16 protein-coding genes are annotated in these 15,681 nt (G+C 62.1%); 14 read left to right on the forward strand and 2 right to left on the reverse strand.

Annotated features, from left to right (window positions below):
- Positions 1-3: 3 nt before the first annotated feature.
- From G7069_RS08835 to G7069_RS08870, 8 genes are all read left to right on the forward strand, one after another.
- Positions 4-3,180 (forward strand): efflux RND transporter permease subunit, encoded by a 3,177-nt coding sequence (locus G7069_RS08835; protein ID WP_166296668.1) that lies wholly within the window; start codon positions 4-6, stop codon positions 3,178-3,180.
- Positions 3,173-4,603, forward strand: a complete 1,431-nt coding sequence (locus G7069_RS08840; protein WP_166296671.1) for an efflux transporter outer membrane subunit — start codon at positions 3,173-3,175, stop codon at positions 4,601-4,603. The genes G7069_RS08835 and G7069_RS08840 overlap by 8 nt, the downstream gene beginning before the upstream one ends.
- Entirely contained in the window at positions 4,600-5,208 is a 609-nt protein-coding gene (locus tag G7069_RS08845) for a TetR/AcrR family transcriptional regulator (protein ID WP_166296674.1), read from the forward strand. The genes G7069_RS08840 and G7069_RS08845 overlap by 4 nt, the downstream gene beginning before the upstream one ends.
- Positions 5,209-5,363: 155 nt before the next feature.
- Positions 5,364-5,624, forward strand: coding sequence for a helix-turn-helix domain-containing protein (locus G7069_RS08850; protein ID WP_166296677.1), 261 nt, complete (start codon positions 5,364-5,366; stop codon positions 5,622-5,624).
- Between the two features lie 133 nt (positions 5,625-5,757).
- On the forward strand, positions 5,758-5,898 hold the full coding sequence (locus G7069_RS08855) for a hypothetical protein (RefSeq protein ID WP_166296680.1): 141 nt from the start codon (positions 5,758-5,760) through the stop codon (positions 5,896-5,898).
- Positions 5,899-6,171: 273 nt separating this feature from the next.
- The gene (locus G7069_RS08860; protein WP_166296683.1) at positions 6,172-6,498 is read left to right on the forward strand and encodes a hypothetical protein; all 327 of its coding nucleotides are present in this window, start codon (positions 6,172-6,174) and stop codon (positions 6,496-6,498) included.
- Between the two features lie 60 nt (positions 6,499-6,558).
- Positions 6,559-7,569: an SDR family NAD(P)-dependent oxidoreductase gene (locus tag G7069_RS08865; RefSeq protein WP_205758709.1), complete on the forward strand. Its 1,011-nt coding sequence runs from the start codon at positions 6,559-6,561 to the stop codon at positions 7,567-7,569.
- Positions 7,570-7,733: 164 nt separating this feature from the next.
- Positions 7,734-9,467 (forward strand): alginate export family protein, encoded by a 1,734-nt coding sequence (locus G7069_RS08870; RefSeq protein WP_166296686.1) that lies wholly within the window; start codon positions 7,734-7,736, stop codon positions 9,465-9,467.
- A gap of 203 nt (positions 9,468-9,670) precedes the next feature.
- On the opposite strand, the gene G7069_RS08875 is transcribed toward G7069_RS08870, so the two are convergent.
- A protein-coding gene (locus tag G7069_RS08875; protein ID WP_166296689.1) for an IS3 family transposase occupies positions 9,671-10,806 on the reverse strand; the annotation gives its coding sequence in 2 pieces (ribosomal slippage) (positions 9,671-10,548 and positions 10,548-10,806; 1,137 coding nt in all).
- A gap of 114 nt (positions 10,807-10,920) precedes the next feature.
- Entirely contained in the window at positions 10,921-11,217 is a 297-nt protein-coding gene (locus G7069_RS08880) for a hypothetical protein (protein WP_166296692.1), read from the reverse strand.
- 240 nt (positions 11,218-11,457) lie between these two features.
- On the opposite strand from G7069_RS08880, the gene G7069_RS10705 reads away from it, so the two are divergent.
- The 6 genes from G7069_RS10705 (at position 11,458) to G7069_RS08910 (ending at position 15,680) form a co-directional block, all read left to right on the forward strand.
- Positions 11,458-11,691: a hypothetical protein gene (locus tag G7069_RS10705; protein ID WP_240912548.1), complete on the forward strand. Its 234-nt coding sequence runs from the start codon at positions 11,458-11,460 to the stop codon at positions 11,689-11,691.
- A gap of 228 nt (positions 11,692-11,919) precedes the next feature.
- Complete coding sequence (locus tag G7069_RS08890) at positions 11,920-12,576, forward strand: phosphatase PAP2 family protein (RefSeq protein WP_166296698.1); 657 nt, start codon at positions 11,920-11,922, stop codon at positions 12,574-12,576.
- A 24-nt stretch (positions 12,577-12,600) separates the two neighbouring features.
- Complete coding sequence (locus tag G7069_RS08895; RefSeq protein WP_166296701.1) at positions 12,601-13,989, forward strand: aldehyde dehydrogenase family protein; 1,389 nt, start codon at positions 12,601-12,603, stop codon at positions 13,987-13,989.
- A gap of 5 nt (positions 13,990-13,994) precedes the next feature.
- On the forward strand, positions 13,995-14,834 hold the full coding sequence (locus G7069_RS08900; protein ID WP_166296704.1) for an SDR family NAD(P)-dependent oxidoreductase: 840 nt from the start codon (positions 13,995-13,997) through the stop codon (positions 14,832-14,834).
- An 88-nt stretch (positions 14,835-14,922) separates the two neighbouring features.
- Positions 14,923-15,264 carry a hypothetical protein gene (locus G7069_RS08905; protein WP_205758710.1) on the forward strand — a complete coding sequence of 114 codons (342 nt, stop codon included), beginning with the start codon at positions 14,923-14,925 and terminating at the stop codon, positions 15,262-15,264.
- A 5-nt stretch (positions 15,265-15,269) separates the two neighbouring features.
- Positions 15,270-15,680, forward strand: a complete 411-nt coding sequence (locus G7069_RS08910) for a DUF2231 domain-containing protein (protein ID WP_166296707.1) — start codon at positions 15,270-15,272, stop codon at positions 15,678-15,680.
- Position 15,681 lies beyond the last annotated feature (1 nt).

The following is a 15,681-nucleotide window of genomic DNA, read 5'->3' on the forward strand; positions in this document are numbered from 1 at the left end:
GACATGGCTCGTTTCTTCATCGATCGCCCGATCTTCGCTTGGGTCATCGCGATCATCATCATGCTCGCCGGCTCGCTGGCGATCTTCACCCTGCCGATCTCGCAGTACCCGACCATCGCGCCGCCGACGGTGACGATCGCCGCGACCTACCCCGGCGCCTCGGCCAAGGTGGTCCAGGACTCGGTGACGCAGATCATCGAGCAGAACATGAAGGGCCTCGACGGCCTGCTGTATTTCTCCTCGACCAGCGAAGGCAACGGCCGCGCCTCGGTCACGCTGACCTTCGAAAACGGCACCGACCCCGACACCGCCCAGGTGCAGGTCCAGAACAAGCTGCAATCGGCGATGCCGCTGCTGCCGCAGGAAGTGCAGCGGCAAGGCGTCAACGTCAGCAAGGCCAGCTCCGGCTTCCTGCAGGTGCTCGGCTTCGTGTCCGAAGACGGCAGCATGACCAAGGACGACATCTCCGACTATGTCGGCGTCAACCTGGTCGACCCGCTCAGCCGCGTCCCCGGCGTCGGCAACATCCAGGTCTTCGGCGCCAAGTACGCCATGCGGATCTGGCTGGACCCGAACAAGCTCGACACCTATCGCCTCACACCCGGTGACGTGACCGCCGCCGTGCAGGCGCAGAACGCGCAGGTCGCGGTCGGCTCGCTCGGCGGTGCGCCGTCGATCCAGGGCCAGCAGATCAACGCCACCATCACCGCGCAGGACCGCCTGCAGACGCCCGAGCAGTTCCGCAACATCGTCGTGCGCAGCAATGCCGACGGCTCGGTGCTCAAGCTGGGCGACGTGGCGCGGGTCGAGATCGGCGCGGAAAGCTACGACTTCATCACCCGCTACAACGGCCAGGCGGCCAGCGGCCTGGCGATCTCGCTGGCGACCGGCGCCAATGCCCTGGACACCGCTGCCGGCGTGAAAGCCACGCTCGACGAACTGTCGCCGTTCTTTCCCGCAGGCCTGAAGGCCGTCATCCCGTTCGACAGCACGCCGTTCGTGCGGGTGGCGATCAAGGGCGTGATCACGACCCTGCTCGAAGCGATCGTGCTGGTGTTCCTGGTGATGTACCTGTTCATGCAGAACTTCCGCGCCACCCTGATCCCGACGATCGCGGTGCCGGTGGTACTGCTGGGCACGTTCGGCATCCTCGCGGCGATGGGCTTCTCCATCAACATGCTGACCATGTTCGCGATGGTGCTGGCGATCGGCCTGCTGGTCGACGACGCCATCGTGGTGGTGGAAAACGTCGAACGCCTGATGAGCGAGGAAGGCCTGTCGCCGCTGGAGGCGACGCGCAAATCGATGGACCAGATCACCGGCGCGCTGGTGGGCATCGCCCTGGTGCTGTCGGCGGTGTTCGTGCCGATGGCCTTCATGTCCGGCTCGACCGGCATCATCTACCGGCAGTTCTCGGCGACGATCGTGTCGGCGATGGCGCTGTCGGTGCTGGTCGCGATCGTGCTGACCCCGGCGCTGTGCGCGACCATGCTCAAGCCGCTGAAGAAGGGCGAACACCACGGCAGCAAGGGTTTCTTCGGCTGGTTCAACCGAACCTTCGACAACGGCAGCAGCAACTACCAACGCGGCGTGCGCGGCATCCTCGGGCGCCCGAAGCGCTTCCTGGCGATCTTCACCGCGATGCTGCTGGTGATGGGCCTGCTGTTCATGCGCCTGCCCAGTTCGTTCCTGCCGGCCGAGGACCAGGGCGTGCTGTTCGCCCAGGTGCAGACGCCGGTCGGCTCGACCGAGGAGCGCACGATGCAGTCGATGGAGAAGCTCGAGCAGCACTTCCTGCAGAACGAGAAGGACACGGTCGAATCGGTGTTCAGCGTGCAGGGCTTCAGCTTCGGCGGCATGGGCCAGAACAACGGCATGGCGTTCGTGAGGCTCAAGGACTGGAGCGAGCGCGACTCGGAGGATCTGGGCATCAACGCCGTCGCCGGCCGCGCCATGATGTCACTGTCCAGCATCAAGGACGCTTTCGTCTTCGCCTTCGCGCCGCCGGCCATGCCTGAGCTCGGCACCGCCGCCGGCTTCACCTTCTACCTCAAGGACAACGCCGGCCACGGCCACGAGGCCCTGGTCGCGGCACGCAACCAGCTGCTCGGTGCGGCGGCGCAAAGCAAGTTGCTGACCAACGTGCGCCCGAACGGCCAGGAAGACACGCCGCAGTTGCGTCTGGATCTCGACCAGGAAAAGGCCGGCGCGCTCGGTCTTTCCACCGCCACCATCAACTCGACGTTGTCGGCGGCCTGGGGTGGGCAATACATCGATGACTTCATCGACCGCGGCCGCGTCAAGCGCGTGATGCTGCAGGCCGATGCGCCGTTCCGCATGGTGCCGGAGGACTTCAACCGCTGGTCGGTGCGCAACACCACCGGCGACATGGTGCCGTTCTCGGCGTTTGGCACGTCCAGCTGGGACTACGGCTCGCCGCGCCTGGAACGCTACAACGGCGTGCCGGCGGTGCAGATCCAGGGCGAGGCGGCAGCGGGCGAGAGTTCGGGCGAGGCCATGGCCGAGATCGAAAAGCTGGTCGCGGGCTTGCCGCAGGGCTTCGACATCGAATGGACCGGCCTGTCCTACCAGGAACGCCAAGCCGGTTCGCAGACGCCGCTGCTGTACACGCTGTCGCTGCTGATCGTGTTCCTGTGCCTGGCCGCTCTGTACGAAAGCTGGACGATCCCGACCGCCGTGTTGCTGGTGGCGCCGCTGGGCATCCTCGGCACCGTGCTGGCCGCGTCGATGCGTGGCATGGAGCGCGACGTCTACTTCCAGGTGGCGATGCTCACCACCGTCGGCCTGACCAGCAAGAACGCGATCCTGATCGTCGAGTTCGCCAAGGCCAACCTGGAAAGTGGCATGGACCTGATCAAGGCCACCATGACCGCCGTGCGCGACCGCCTGCGGCCGATCCTGATGACGTCGCTGGCGTTCGGCCTGGGCGTGCTGCCGCTGGCCATCTCCAGCGGTGCCGGCTCCGGCGCGCAGCGTGCGATCGGCACCGGCGTGCTCGGTGGCATGATCCTGGGCACGTTGCTGGGCCTGTTCTTCATCCCGCTGTTCTTCGTGGTGGTCGAACGCTTGTTCGTCCAGCGCAAGAAACACCCCATCGACGCAAGCACCGCAGCCCTGCCCGCTGCAGGTGCCACCGCAGGAGGCCATGGCCATGAGTAAGTCCGTACTGACCGCACTGGCGCTGGCGACGAGCTTGTTCGTCGCCGGTTGCGCCACCTTGGAACCGCGCGTGCCCGAAGCCGCGCCGGCGATCGCGGCCGACTGGCCGCTGCCGCCGACCACCGCGACGACGGCAGCGGCCGCGACCGCCGCGCCGGCAGCCGACACCGCCGCAGCCGTGGCCGACATCGGCTGGCGCGATTTCTTCGTCGACCCCAACCTTGAAGAACTCGTCGCCCGTTCGCTGGACCACAACCGCGACCTGCGCGTGGCCGTGCTCAACGTCGAGAAGGCGCGCGCGCAGTACCGCATCCAGCGTGCCGACCGCTTGCCCTCGCTCGGCGCCAACGTGACGATGGAGCGCAGCGGCGGCGACTTCCCGGTCAGCGAGAACTACAGCGCCGGCGTCGGCATCGCCGAGTTCGAGCTCGACCTGTTCGGTCGCGTGCGCAACCTCAGCCACGCCGCGCTGCAGCGTTACTTCGCCACCGAAGAAGCCCGCCGCAGCGCGCAACTGAGCCTGATCGCCGAGGTCGCCAACGTCTACCTGACGCTGGCCGCCGACCAGGAGCAGTTGCACGTCGCCCAGGCCACGCTCAAGACTCACGAAGCGTCGCATGCGCTGACCGAACAACGCCACGCGCTGGGCGCGGTGTCCGCCCTCGACCTTCATCAGTCGCGCACCCAGGTCGAGGCGGCGCGCGCCGAAACGGCCCGCTTTGCCGGCCAGGTCGCGCAGGACAGCAACGCGCTGAACCTGCTGGTCGGCGCGCAGGTGGAGCCCGAACTGCTGCCGACCGGCATCGATGCCCAGGTCACCGGCCTGGCGGCATTGCCGGCCGGCCTGCCGTCCGAAGTGCTGCTGCGCCGCCCGGACGTGCTCGCTGCCGAGCACCAGTTGCTGGCCGCCAACGCCAACATCGGCGCGGCGCGCGCGGCGTTCTTCCCGTCGATATCGCTGACCGGCAGCGTGGGCTCGGCCAGCGACGAACTGTCGGGCCTGTTCGGCAGCGCCAACAAGGCCTGGAGTTTCATCCCCAAGCTCAACCTGCCGATCTTCCAAGGCGGCCGCCTGCGCGCGAACCTGGGCGTGGCCAACGCCGACCGCGACATCGCGCTGGCGCAGTACGAGAAGTCGATCCAATCCGGCTTCCGCGAGGTCGCCGACGCGCTCGCGCTGACGACGACGCTGGGCGCACAACGCCAGGCCCAGGAAACCCTGGTCGAGGCAGCCACCCGCGCCGAGGAACTCTCCCGCGCGCGCTACGAGGCCGGCCGCGACAGCTATCTGGTCCTGCTCGACGCACAGCGCACGCTGTATGCCGCGCAGCAGACCCTGATCGCGATCCGCCTGGCGGAACAGGCCAACCGCGTCACCCTGTACAAGGTGCTGGGCGGAGGCTGGCACGAGCTCAGCGCATGAATGGCAAACCGAACACCACGAAAGCGCAGGCCCGCGCCGAGGCCCAGCGCGAGCGGATCCTGTCCGCCGCGCAGCAGTGCTTCATCGAGCACGGCTTCCATGCCGCCAGCATGGCCAGCATCGCCGAGACGGCGGAGGTGAGCGCCGGGTTGATCTACCGCTACTTCGCCAACAAGAACGCGATCATCCTGGCGATCGTCGATCGCCAGCTGGAGCTGCTGCGCAACGACATCCAGCTCAACCGCCAGGTCGACCTGGCCGCCGAGATGGCCGACAACTACGGCCGCACCCGCACCCTCGACAGCCGCGGCATGAATGCCGCGCTGCTGCTGGAGATGTCCGCCGAGGCCACCCGCGACCCGCAGATCGCCGCGGCGCTGGACCACTACGACACCACGCTGCGCGCCGCCCTGATCGACTGGCTGGTGCGCGGCAAGCAGACCGGCGGCCATGAGCTGCCGGCCGACGCCGCCCGGGCCCGCGCGTTGATCCTGCAGTGCCTGTTCGAAGGCCTGAAGCTGCGCGAGACGCGCGAGCCGCAACTAGACCGCACCCTGCTGACGGCGGCGCTGCAGGAGTTCGTGCCGCTGCTGCTGAAGCCGTAGCGCGACGAGCTTGTGGAGCGTTCCGGATGACCAGCCGATTGGCGTGACGGACGCAGGTACGAAGACGGACAGCCTGATTCGTGGGCTGGGAGCCGTGAAATCCGGGCCGACAGGTGCAGCCACGGCCGGCGTGGCGGCCTGAAGGCGCGGCCAGCATGCTGACCCGTACAAGCAATGCCGCGATTCTCCGCGCGGCCAAACGACTGTTCTCGGAGGCAGGATTCGACCGCACCGGCATGGATGCCATTGCCCCGGAAGCGAACGTCTCCAAGGCCACCATCTACGCCAAGTTCGGCAACAAAGAACGCCTGTTCAAGGCGACGCTACTCAACCTGATGCAGGACATGCCAACGCCTGCTGGCCTGATACTGCGGCGGACCGGCCCGCTGTCCGAGCGCCTGCACGAGATCGCATAGGACACGCTGCGCATCGCGACAGGTCCAGTAATAGGAGGAATCCATCGCACGCTGGCATTGCCGATGCAACAAATCGGCGCGGCTTGACTCCAGGCAGATCCGGAACGACTACTTCCATCCTTATAACGACGTCATGCAGGCCTTGCTGGAAGCCGACGCAGCGACCGAGAAACTGGTCATCCCAGATGTTGCTTGTTCTTCGTCGCACTTCTTCGGCGTGGTCGCGGGGCAGCCGACGATCCACATGCTGATCGCGGGCCAGCGGACGCTGTAGGAAAGCGAAATCTGCCGCTATGCCCACGCGGCGGTAGAACTGTTCCTCAGAGCAAACCTGCCGCGCTGATTCGGCTCGTCGATTGCAGCACCCTCAATGCAAAGCTCCTCTGGAGTTGCCAGGATTAAGGGCACCTCGAATAGCGTCTTTTCTAGCTGCATGACGGCGGACCTGGAGTGACAAGGGCTCGTTCGCCTTTCACATAACGCGTCTTGATGCCGTATCGCGGCGATTTTCGCCACGCCGACCGCTTTTCGGCAGCCCGCCGCCGTCATGCGGGCACAACTCCCTGGTGCTGCAGCCGCGCAAGCCGCATCAGGTCGTGGCCGGCCACCTTCAAGCCGATATCACCACCGTGGCGCGCGCCGGACCGATCATGCGCACGCATTTGCCGCCTTGCTGCGCCAGCCGCGCGAACGGGTGTTCACCGAACGCACGCGCCTTGGCGATGCGATGGTTACGGCCCTTCTGCGCCTCACACAGTGGCTGGCCGGCGTGAATGTCAGTACGATAGCCCTGGCGCTTGAGTTCGGCTTCACGCGTGCGATCGGCATAGGCGCTGTCGGCACGGATCGTCCGGCAGGTGCTGCCCGGGTCTAGGATCGTTTCACGCCACCGACGGCGGTTACATGGTATATTGACGACTGACTTTGGAGACTGATGATGAAGATGAAACTCGGATCCATGATGCTCGGCGCCTGCCTGGCCTTTCCCCTGGCGGTATCACCCGCCATGGCCGGCGATGCCAGCCCCGCGGCGAAGGCCGCCCAGCGCGACATCGCGCCGGTGCTGAAGGACGCCTACATGCCGGGGCGGTTCAGCGGCAAGACGCTGCTGATCACCGGCGGCGCCCGCGGCATCGGCCGCGCCACCGCCATCCGCGCCGCGCGCGAAGGCGCGAACGTGGTGATCGCCGACATCCTCGAAAAGGAGGGCCAGGCGACAGTCGCGGACATCCGGGCCCTGGGTGGCAAGGCCGAGTTCGTGCATACCGACGTGCGCAATAGCGCTGATTGCGACGCCATGGTGGCCGCGACCGTGCGCGCCTTCGGACGGCTGGACGGCGTGGTCAACGCCGCGGGCGTGATGGATGCGGTGCCGCCCGGCGACCCGGTCGACGTCGACGCGCAGCGCACGGAGCTGTTCGCGCCCATCCACGAGGCCACCGACGAGTATTGGCAGACGACCATGGCGGTCAACGCGACCGGCATGTTTCAGTCGATGCGCTCGGAACTGCGGCAGATGGTGCGCCAGGGCGAGGGCGGCGCGCTGGTCAACATCGGCTCGATCGCGGGACTGACGGGCCTAGCCGGCAATCCAGCCTACGTGGCCAGCAAACACGCGGTCACCGGACTCACCCGTAACGCGGCCATCGACTACGCGCCTTACGGCATCCGCGTGAACTCCGTGAACATGGCCGGCACGGCCACGGCCATGACCGATGCCGCCGCCAAGAAGGTCGCCGCGCTGCAGCGGAAGCGGCAACAACCGGCTGGATTTCCCAACATGGGCATGGCCAAGACGCAGAGCCTGCTGATGTATGCGGACTCACGCCATCGTATGGCGACTCCGGCCGAGCAGGCGAGCACGATCCTGTTCCTGCTGTCCCAGGATGCGTCTAACATCACCGGCGCGACGTGGGCGACGGATGGAGGCTGGACGGCGTACTAACGCATCCTGCCATTCGAGGAGTAGGCCTGCGCGGGCAGACGCTGCGTGCAGGTGCTCAGGCGTGGTGCCGCTCTCGCCCTGCGTTACCCAAAATGCTTTGTTGATCTAGATACCCCCCCCCAAGGCCCTGCGAGGGCATCGACGGCGGCAGGAGGACATTCGTGATGCGCATACGTGTTTCGAAGTTCGGCGGGCGCGCAATCCGCCTTGCATTGCTGACTCTTGCCTTAGTTTCCATCTCCATTGCCCCCGGACCAGCGATCGCACAGGGCCTGGTGGAATCCGAAAACAGGGTGATGATTGAGGCCATTCACATCCGCTTTACGGAACCCGGAAGCGACCCGGCGATCGATCGCCGGATCGAGGACAAGGTGCGGACTACGATCGCGATGTTTCCGCGAGAACGCTTCTCGCGGGAAATACTGGATTTCGCGATGTCTCGCGCACGCAGGATTCCGGAACTGTCGGACGCGGCTTACGACGTTACGTTCGGCGAAGCCGGCGGGGTGGTGATCGACGTGGCATTGACTCACCGCGCAGCTGCCTCCCCTGAACAGGTGCGCCTCCCTCGCTTTCCGACCTTGTACGACGCTTCCGGCGCATACCTCAAGGCGAAGGTCGAAGCGTTGGGCATGTACTACGCCAACAACGACGCCTGGTACGGGCGGCCCGATGCAATGCTCGCAGGCAATCCGCTGGTGGTCGGCGAACCGGCAGGTCGCGGCTACGACGCATGGGTGGAGAGCTACCTGCACGTCGGTTTGTACGGCATCGCGCCGATCAACGACACGCTCTTTGTCTACGGCGGCGGTAGCGCAATTTCCACCTTTTCGAAGGGGCAGGAATTGTTTACCGACAAAACCCGCAGTTACGGCGCCGTTGAGGACGCGTACGCGGGCCTCATCACCGGCCGAGCTTCCGAGGATGGCGATCGTTGGGTGCTCAATGTGAGCGTCGGCCGCCAGAAGTTCGCGCTCGGCGACGGATTCCTGATCGTCAACACGGCTGCAAACGGCGAGAACCGAGCCGCCCTGCAGGCCAATGCACGCTGGGCCGCGGACTTCGTCGGGCTGGTCCAGTTCCGTTACAACAATACGAAGGCCGAGCTGTTCCGCGTCGACCCGGACGAGCTGCCGATTCTCGATACGAAGACGGTCATTGCTGGCATCAACGTCGAAACCGAATGGCATCTGGGTTTGAAGACGGCTTTCAGCTATCTGGAAGTTCCGAGCTCGACCTTCGGCTACTTCCTTTCTGACGGGACGCGCTTATCGCGTGATGGCCTGCGGGTATACGACGTGCGCGCACGCTGGCAGCCCAGGCCCACAGGGGTGCCCGGCCCATTCGTCGCCGGGGAACTGGCGGTGCAGAACAACCGTCGCTTCTCGATGCATGCGGTAGCGTACCAGGGCGAACTCGGTTATGCGTTCGCCGATCGCACCTGGGCACCGACGCTCAGCTATCGATTCGCCCGGTTCTCCGGCGACGATGCCGATACCGAACGCTACGAGCGATGGGATCCGCTGCTGTCCGGGGGCAACGGCGAGCAATGGGTACAGGGCATCAACCACTTCAAGGTCGTCCAGGACTCCAACCTCGTGACGCATCGCCTGCAATTGCGATTGCGTCCCCGTCCGAAGTTTGAGTTGGTGCCGCAAGCGTGGGTGTTCCGAGCAGATTCTCCGCTGAACCTCGGAGGCAATCAGGCCCTTTCGTTCCTCCAATCACGAGACTACGGAACGGAGTTGAACATCACCGGAAAGGTGTTCTGGTCCAGGCATCTATACATGCATGGACACGTCGCCGTCACGTTTCCCGGACAGGCCATCAAGCACGCCCTCGGTGACAGCCAATCCAATTGGTGGAGCAGCATGCTCTTCATTCGCTACGCATACTGAAAGCGATCTCGCGAACCTTTAGGAGGAAGCCATGGGTCGAATGGATCTACTGAAAGGCATGACGATGGCCACTGCCGCTGCCCTGGCGACCGGTGCTGCCGCGGAAAGCGGGACATCCGCGAAGGAGCAAACGTCCACAGGGAAGGGTGGGTGTGAAGCCCGTCGCCCCGGATCTGACCTGCCCCCAGTCTTAGGGCCACGCGTTACTTTGTAGAGTCCAAGGTTGCGAGCTTAGCGCTCGTGTGGGGTTGAAGGGAGCCGTGCTCGCGAAGTTGAGCTGCGAACTCGGAAGGGGTGAGCTTGCCAAGGGAGCTGTGCGGGCGTACCTCGTTGTAGTCGCGTCGCCATGTGGAGATTGCGGCCTTGGCGTGATCCAGCGACACGAACCAGTTTTCGTTGAGGCATTCGTCGCGGAACTTGCCGTTGAAGCTTTCGACGTATGCGTTCTGCGTCGGTTTGCCGGGCTGGATCAGCATCAGCCGCACGCCGTTGGCCGTGGCCCATTGATCGAGTGCCCGACCAGTGAACTCAGGCCCTTGGTCGGTGCGAATGGCCGCCGGATAGCCACGGAAGCGACACACTGCCTCGAGGATATCGGCCACGCCCTGGCCATTGATGCGACGACCCACCGCGATCTCGACCGCTTCCTTGGTGCAGTCGTCGACCACGGTGAGGCACTTGATCGGCCGGCCATTGGCCAGTGCGTCAAACACGAAATCCATCGACCAGGTGTGGTTCGGTCCCGGCGGCACCTGTAGCGGCCTGCGCTCCACCGCGACGCGTTCACGCTTGCGGCGCTTGCGCACGGCAAGCCCCGCCGCCCGGTAAAGGCGATGCACGCGCTTGTGGTTGACCACGTAGCCCTCACGCTCGACGAGGATGTGCAGGCGACGGTAGCCGAAACGTCGACGCTCGCCGGCCAACTCCACCAAGCGCTCCTGAAGCCCGTCCTCTTTCCGCTGCGAAGCGTAATGCAGAACGCTGCGCGAGAGCCCCAGCAGGCGACATGCCCGCCGTTCCGACATCTGGACCTTGGCCCGCATGGCCGTGACGGCGTTGCGTCGTGCCTGCGGGCCTAGAATTTTCCCCGCGCGACAACCTTCAAACCTTCGATGTCGAGCATCGCCTCCGCCAGCATCTTCTTGAGCTTGGCATTTTCGGCCTCCAGCGACTTCAGACGCTTTGCATCGGGAACGTCCATCCCGCCGAACTTGCGGCGCCATAAGTAAAACGACGCGTCGCTGAAGCCGTGCTTGCGGCACAGATCCTTGATCGGTGCGCCGGCCGCCGCCTGCTTCAGGAAACCGATGATCTGCTCGTCGGTGAACCGCTTCTTCATATCCGTCCTCTCTTGGGAACGGACTCTACTTAAGTCAGACTGGTCCTGAAAACGGGGGGCAGGTCACATTGGGTGAGATCCAATCCCAACACTGATTCGGTTTAGTAACGGGCGTCATTCAGCACCCCCAACAGCCTTGCGTAAGCTCTGCTTAGGTTGCAGAACAACTACTTTTTTAGGGTCTTTTTTGAACTTTCGGTCACTGCCAAAGATGAATCTTCGCGTCAGTAATGCTTGTAACTCACCGACGCGAATGCGATCGCCTGAAGGACTTGCCAAGACACGACCACGCATCGACCAACCCGACCAAGGGCCATAAAAATCCTGAAACTGAAGGATGATGGCGTGCCATACAAACTCCTGAGCTTCTTTGTCAGTGAGCTTTACAGGTAGCTGAGTTTCGCGGCTCATGATTCACCGCCAGACGCATTGCCGAGATGCGCGAATTCCAGACGTAGGGGTGAGGTCAAGCTAAGGCCTTGCGTTTGCAAGTCCTTGAAATCCCTCACTTTTTTCTGACCTGTCTCGGTCAAGTGATTACCGGTTTTCACCGGTGGGACTGAGTCTGTGCAGCGGCCAATGCTCATGCTGCCCAGATAATCGTGCGAAGAAATCTGTTCGTTCGCCCGATGCGTGGTCTGAAAGCTGTCCATGACCCCGCCAGTGAACTTTAGCACCCTGTTGCCGGACGATGCAAGGCTCAATGCGGATGCACGCCCTTTACGGCGTTCTGCGGCTCTCCCTGCGCTCACCTCCTTCACCCCGTCGCCGTCGACCGTCGCTGCCGCTCCGTTCTCCGTCTTGGTGCTCGGTGGTGCGTGTGGTGCGTTCTCGGCCTTGTTGCGTCGCTTCCGCCCGCGAAGTGCCCCAAATCGAACAGCGTGACCGTGCGCAGCGGTTCCACGTCCGAAGGCGCCGCCCGATGGTCGGAATCCCTCTCGCATTGCGCGGAGAACTTGGAAAGCCGATTCGGGAACCCTGTAAACTCCAGATTCCCAGTTTCTAATGGTTCGAAGCGAGACTCCGAGATGATGCGCTGCCGCTTTTTGCGTAAGACCGACAGCCCGGCGTTCATTCGCAAATACATACGGTTTTATTCTTTTAGTATGCATTATGCGAACTCTTAAGGCATTTGTCTTAAGGCACCTCGGGTGGATCTTCTGCACCGCTATCCTCATTGTCTTGGTGAAAGTCACGCTGGAAGTCGTCTCTGCCGAGCCGATTTCCTTCGATCGAACCGTTCTAATCACGCTACGTGACTGGTTACCTTCAACGTGGATTCCGTTCTTCAAGACAGTCACGCTGACGGGCGCATTCGCATTCTTGGCGCCAATGACTGCGGCGATTGCTGCCGTGCTGTATCTGCGCGATTACAAGCGTGAGGCCGTTCAAATTGCCTTGAGCATGGCGACATCCGGCCTCGTGATTTATCTGGCGAAAGCTGTCGTGAAACGTGAGCGGCCTAATCTTTGGGACACGCAGTGGTACTGGGGTTCAAGCTTTCCGAGCGGACATACGCTGGGTGCAGCGGTCTTTGCGACTGCTTGCTGGCTGACAGTTTCACGGGTATCACCGCGCTATGCAACGCTTGCGGGCATCCTTTTGGGCATCTGGTTGGGCTTGGTCGGGCTCTCAAGGTTGGTCCTGGGTGTTCATTGGCCAACTGACGTGATCGCGGCGGCGTGTGCCGGGCTTTTGACCGCCTCTGCGATCAATTACGTCCTATTTCACGAAACCGAAGTCGCTAGATTGCGCAGAGAGAAACTTTAGGTACGCTGGGGCATGGATACACCAATGCCCCGCTCTACATTTGAAACTGAGCTGTCCGGACTTCGTCGGAAGTTCGACAGTGGTGCAACGCGCACTTACGAGTGGCGTCGACGTCAACTCAAGCAGTTGGATCGTTTGCTGCAGGAGAATTCGACTGCACTGAATACGGCACTGAAACAAGACTTAGGCAAATGTGCAGTTGAAGCACGATTGACTGAAACAGCTTTCTTGCGCGCTGAAATTGCACATGCACTGGGCCATCTAAAAACGTGGATGCGCCCGAAAAAGCGTGACATGCCGCTTTCACTCCAACCGGCACGTGCCAAATTGCAGGCCGAGCCTTTGGGTGTCGTTCTGATTATCGCGCCTTGGAATTATCCGGTGCAGCTTTTGTTGTCGCCATTGGCCAGTGCCTTGGCCGCGGGCAACACGGCGATCTTGAAACCCAGTGAGGTTGCGCCGCGCTGCAGCGCCATCATTGCAGAGCTCATTCCGAAGTACTTCAAGTCGGACGAGGTATTCGTTGTTGAAGGCGGCGTCGCAGAGACCACTGCCCTGCTCTCTCTGCAGTTCGATCATATTTTCTACACGGGCAATGGCCATGTTGCGCGCGTCGTTATGGAAGCGGCAGCACAGCATTTGACGCCTGTAACGCTTGAACTGGGCGGCAAGTGTCCGGCTTGGGTTGACCAAAGTGCGGATTTGCAAAGTACGGCAAGGCGGCTCGTTTGGGCAAAGTTTTTGAATGCGGGACAAACCTGCGTTGCCCCTGATCATATTCTTGCGACGCGCAGCACTCTGGAGGCATTGAAACCGCACTTGATTGCAGCGATCAAGGCGCAGTTCGGAGAGGACACCCTGCAAAGCCCGGACTATGGACGAATCATCAATGCAAGACATTTTGATCGCTTAATTGGGCTGTTAGCGAACGCCCAGGTGGTCAGTGGTGGCCAGCACGATATGCAACAACGTTTCATTGCCCCGACTTTAGTTGAGGGCATTGGTGATTCGCATCCATTGATGCAAGAAGAGATTTTTGGACCCATCTTGCCGCTGATTGAAGTGGTGGATTTAGACGCTGCGCTGAAGTCGATTCGGTCGCACGGCAAACCTTTAGCGGTGTACGCGTTCACCCGCGATTCGAATGTCAAAGACGTTTTGTTTCAGCACACCGCTTCAGGCGCGCTGGTATTCAACATGGCCGTTGGCCACTTAGGGGCACCGGATGTGCCGTTTGGTGGCGTTGGCAGCAGTGGTATGGGCAGTAGTCATGGCGAGGCGGGATTCCGCACTTTCAGCCATATGCGTTCGATTGTTTACAAACCGTTCTGGCCAGATACGCTGAGGCTCATCATGCCGCCCTATGGACGCGTGGTTGAACGCGTCATTCAACACTTGGTTGCGAAGGAATAATGCAGATGCACTTCAACATGACCGGCGGCGACGCGCTGATTACCGGTGCGGCGATGGGATTGGGACGCTTATTCGCGCTCCGTGCGGCACGCGAAGGTGCACGATGCGTGGTGTTGTGGGATATCGATGCGGCGAAGTTGGCGCAGGTGGCGGATGAAGTGCGCGCGCTTAATGTGCGTGCGATGCCTATGCAAGTGGATGTTTCAGATTCAGAGGCTGTGGCAGCTGCGGCACAGCATGTGATCGACACGCTGGGCGGATTGGACTTGCTTGTCAACAATGCGGGCGTGGTCCGGGGTAAACCATTCTGGGAGCACGATGTCTCTCGAGACATCAAGTTCACGGTGGACATCAACGCTGTCGCGCCGATGGTCATCACGCGTCAGTTTATCGAGCGCATGATGGTGAACGATGGAAAACCGCGCGCCATACTCAATATCGCATCTGCGGCTGCAACCGTATCCAACCCGCGCATGACGGTTTACGCCGCGTCCAAATGGGCGGTGTTGGGCTGGAGTGACTCCTTGCGCCTAGAGTTGGAGCAAGCAGGACATCGCTCGCTGAAGGTCACAACATTCTGCCCAACGTATATCGGTACAGGGATGTTCGCAGGTGCGAAAGGTCCGTTGTTCACGCCGATCTTGACCCCTGATGCCGCAGTGGGCGCTGCATGGCATGCAATGATCGTCGGTAAGCCGATCAAATACCTGCCTTGGACGACCACACTTGGCACGGTGTTGAAAGGGCTTTTGCCGCTGCCGTTGTGGGACTTCGTCGCAGGCCGAATCTTCGGTGTTTACAACACAATGGACCAATTCACCGGTCGCGCCGGTAAGAACGATTGAGTGCTTGATCGCCTAGCGCGCATTCTCCGGGAACGTTTTTTCGATACGTTGCATCCAATTCACAGGCACACACTGAAAGGAGCTGGCTGTGAACTTGAATCATGCACTGATTGCCTTTGCCATCGCGGCATTGGTCGGATTATATTTGGCGTCGCACGTTCTACGCGCGAAATTTGCGCCATGGGTGGCATCCTTGCTGCATGCGGCCTTCGGCGCAACGGGGCTCGTCGTGCTGATTGTCTTGTTCCTTCAAGGCTCGGCTACACAATCCATCTTGATCGGTTTCGGCGTGCTCGTTTTAGCGGCGCTTGGCGGATTCTTGCTTGCTTCGTTTCACCTTCGTAAGAAGATCGCACCTAAAGGCATCGTATTGGTACACGCGGGTGTCGCTGTCGCAGGCTTCCTCATCCTTCTAAGCCAAGTACTCTGAAGTGTATGCGCCATCCACTCCACCCCATGCTGGTGCACTTCCCGATTGCCTGCTGGTCTCTGGCGACCGCCGCTGATTTCGCGACCTTGGTGTTTGATATGCCACTTTGGCAATGGTCTGCTGGGCTCATTGCGGTGGGATGTCTGGTGAGTCTGCCGGCCATGATCGCGGGTTTTTATGAGTTCTCTCGAATCGCGGAAGGCCCTGCCCTCCGCGACGGGTATTGGCACATGGGTTTGATGTCCGTGGCCTTTCTACTGTTCGTCACCCGACTGTTGCTCAGAATGGATCACATGCAAGCGACCCCACCCAATGCTGTGTCCGGTGTATTGATGGCGTCAGGCTTCGTTGTTCTTGCACTCGGTGGTTGGTTGGGTGGACGCTTGGTGTATGGACACGGCGTAGGACGACATTGAT

The organism is Lysobacter sp. HDW10 (assembly GCF_011300685.1).
In the GTDB taxonomy this organism is placed as follows: domain Bacteria; phylum Pseudomonadota; class Gammaproteobacteria; order Xanthomonadales; family Xanthomonadaceae; genus Solilutibacter.

What these genes read in the sequence shown, in the direction of transcription:
- G7069_RS08835 (WP_166296668.1), top strand. Translation starts at nt 4, where the DNA reads ATGGCTCGTTTCTTCATCGATCGCCCGATCTTCGCTTGGGTCATCGCG.
- G7069_RS08840 (WP_166296671.1), top strand. Translation starts at nt 3,173, where the DNA reads ATGAGTAAGTCCGTACTGACCGCACTGGCGCTGGCGACGAGCTTGTTC.
- G7069_RS08845 (WP_166296674.1), top strand. Translation starts at nt 4,600, where the DNA reads ATGAATGGCAAACCGAACACCACGAAAGCGCAGGCCCGCGCCGAGGCC.
- G7069_RS08850 (WP_166296677.1), top strand. Translation starts at nt 5,364, where the DNA reads ATGCTGACCCGTACAAGCAATGCCGCGATTCTCCGCGCGGCCAAACGA.
- G7069_RS08855 (WP_166296680.1), top strand. Translation starts at nt 5,758, where the DNA reads ATGCAGGCCTTGCTGGAAGCCGACGCAGCGACCGAGAAACTGGTCATC.
- G7069_RS08860 (WP_166296683.1), top strand. Translation starts at nt 6,172, where the DNA reads ATGCGGGCACAACTCCCTGGTGCTGCAGCCGCGCAAGCCGCATCAGGT.
- G7069_RS08865 (WP_205758709.1), top strand. Translation starts at nt 6,559, where the DNA reads ATGATGAAGATGAAACTCGGATCCATGATGCTCGGCGCCTGCCTGGCC.
- G7069_RS08870 (WP_166296686.1), top strand. Translation starts at nt 7,734, where the DNA reads ATGCGCATACGTGTTTCGAAGTTCGGCGGGCGCGCAATCCGCCTTGCA.
- G7069_RS08880 (WP_166296692.1), bottom strand. Translation starts at nt 11,217, where the DNA reads ATGAGCCGCGAAACTCAGCTACCTGTAAAGCTCACTGACAAAGAAGCT.
- G7069_RS10705 (WP_240912548.1), top strand. Translation starts at nt 11,458, where the DNA reads ATGACCCCGCCAGTGAACTTTAGCACCCTGTTGCCGGACGATGCAAGG.
- G7069_RS08890 (WP_166296698.1), top strand. Translation starts at nt 11,920, where the DNA reads ATGCGAACTCTTAAGGCATTTGTCTTAAGGCACCTCGGGTGGATCTTC.
- G7069_RS08895 (WP_166296701.1), top strand. Translation starts at nt 12,601, where the DNA reads ATGCCCCGCTCTACATTTGAAACTGAGCTGTCCGGACTTCGTCGGAAG.
- G7069_RS08900 (WP_166296704.1), top strand. Translation starts at nt 13,995, where the DNA reads ATGCACTTCAACATGACCGGCGGCGACGCGCTGATTACCGGTGCGGCG.
- G7069_RS08910 (WP_166296707.1), top strand. Translation starts at nt 15,270, where the DNA reads ATGCGCCATCCACTCCACCCCATGCTGGTGCACTTCCCGATTGCCTGC.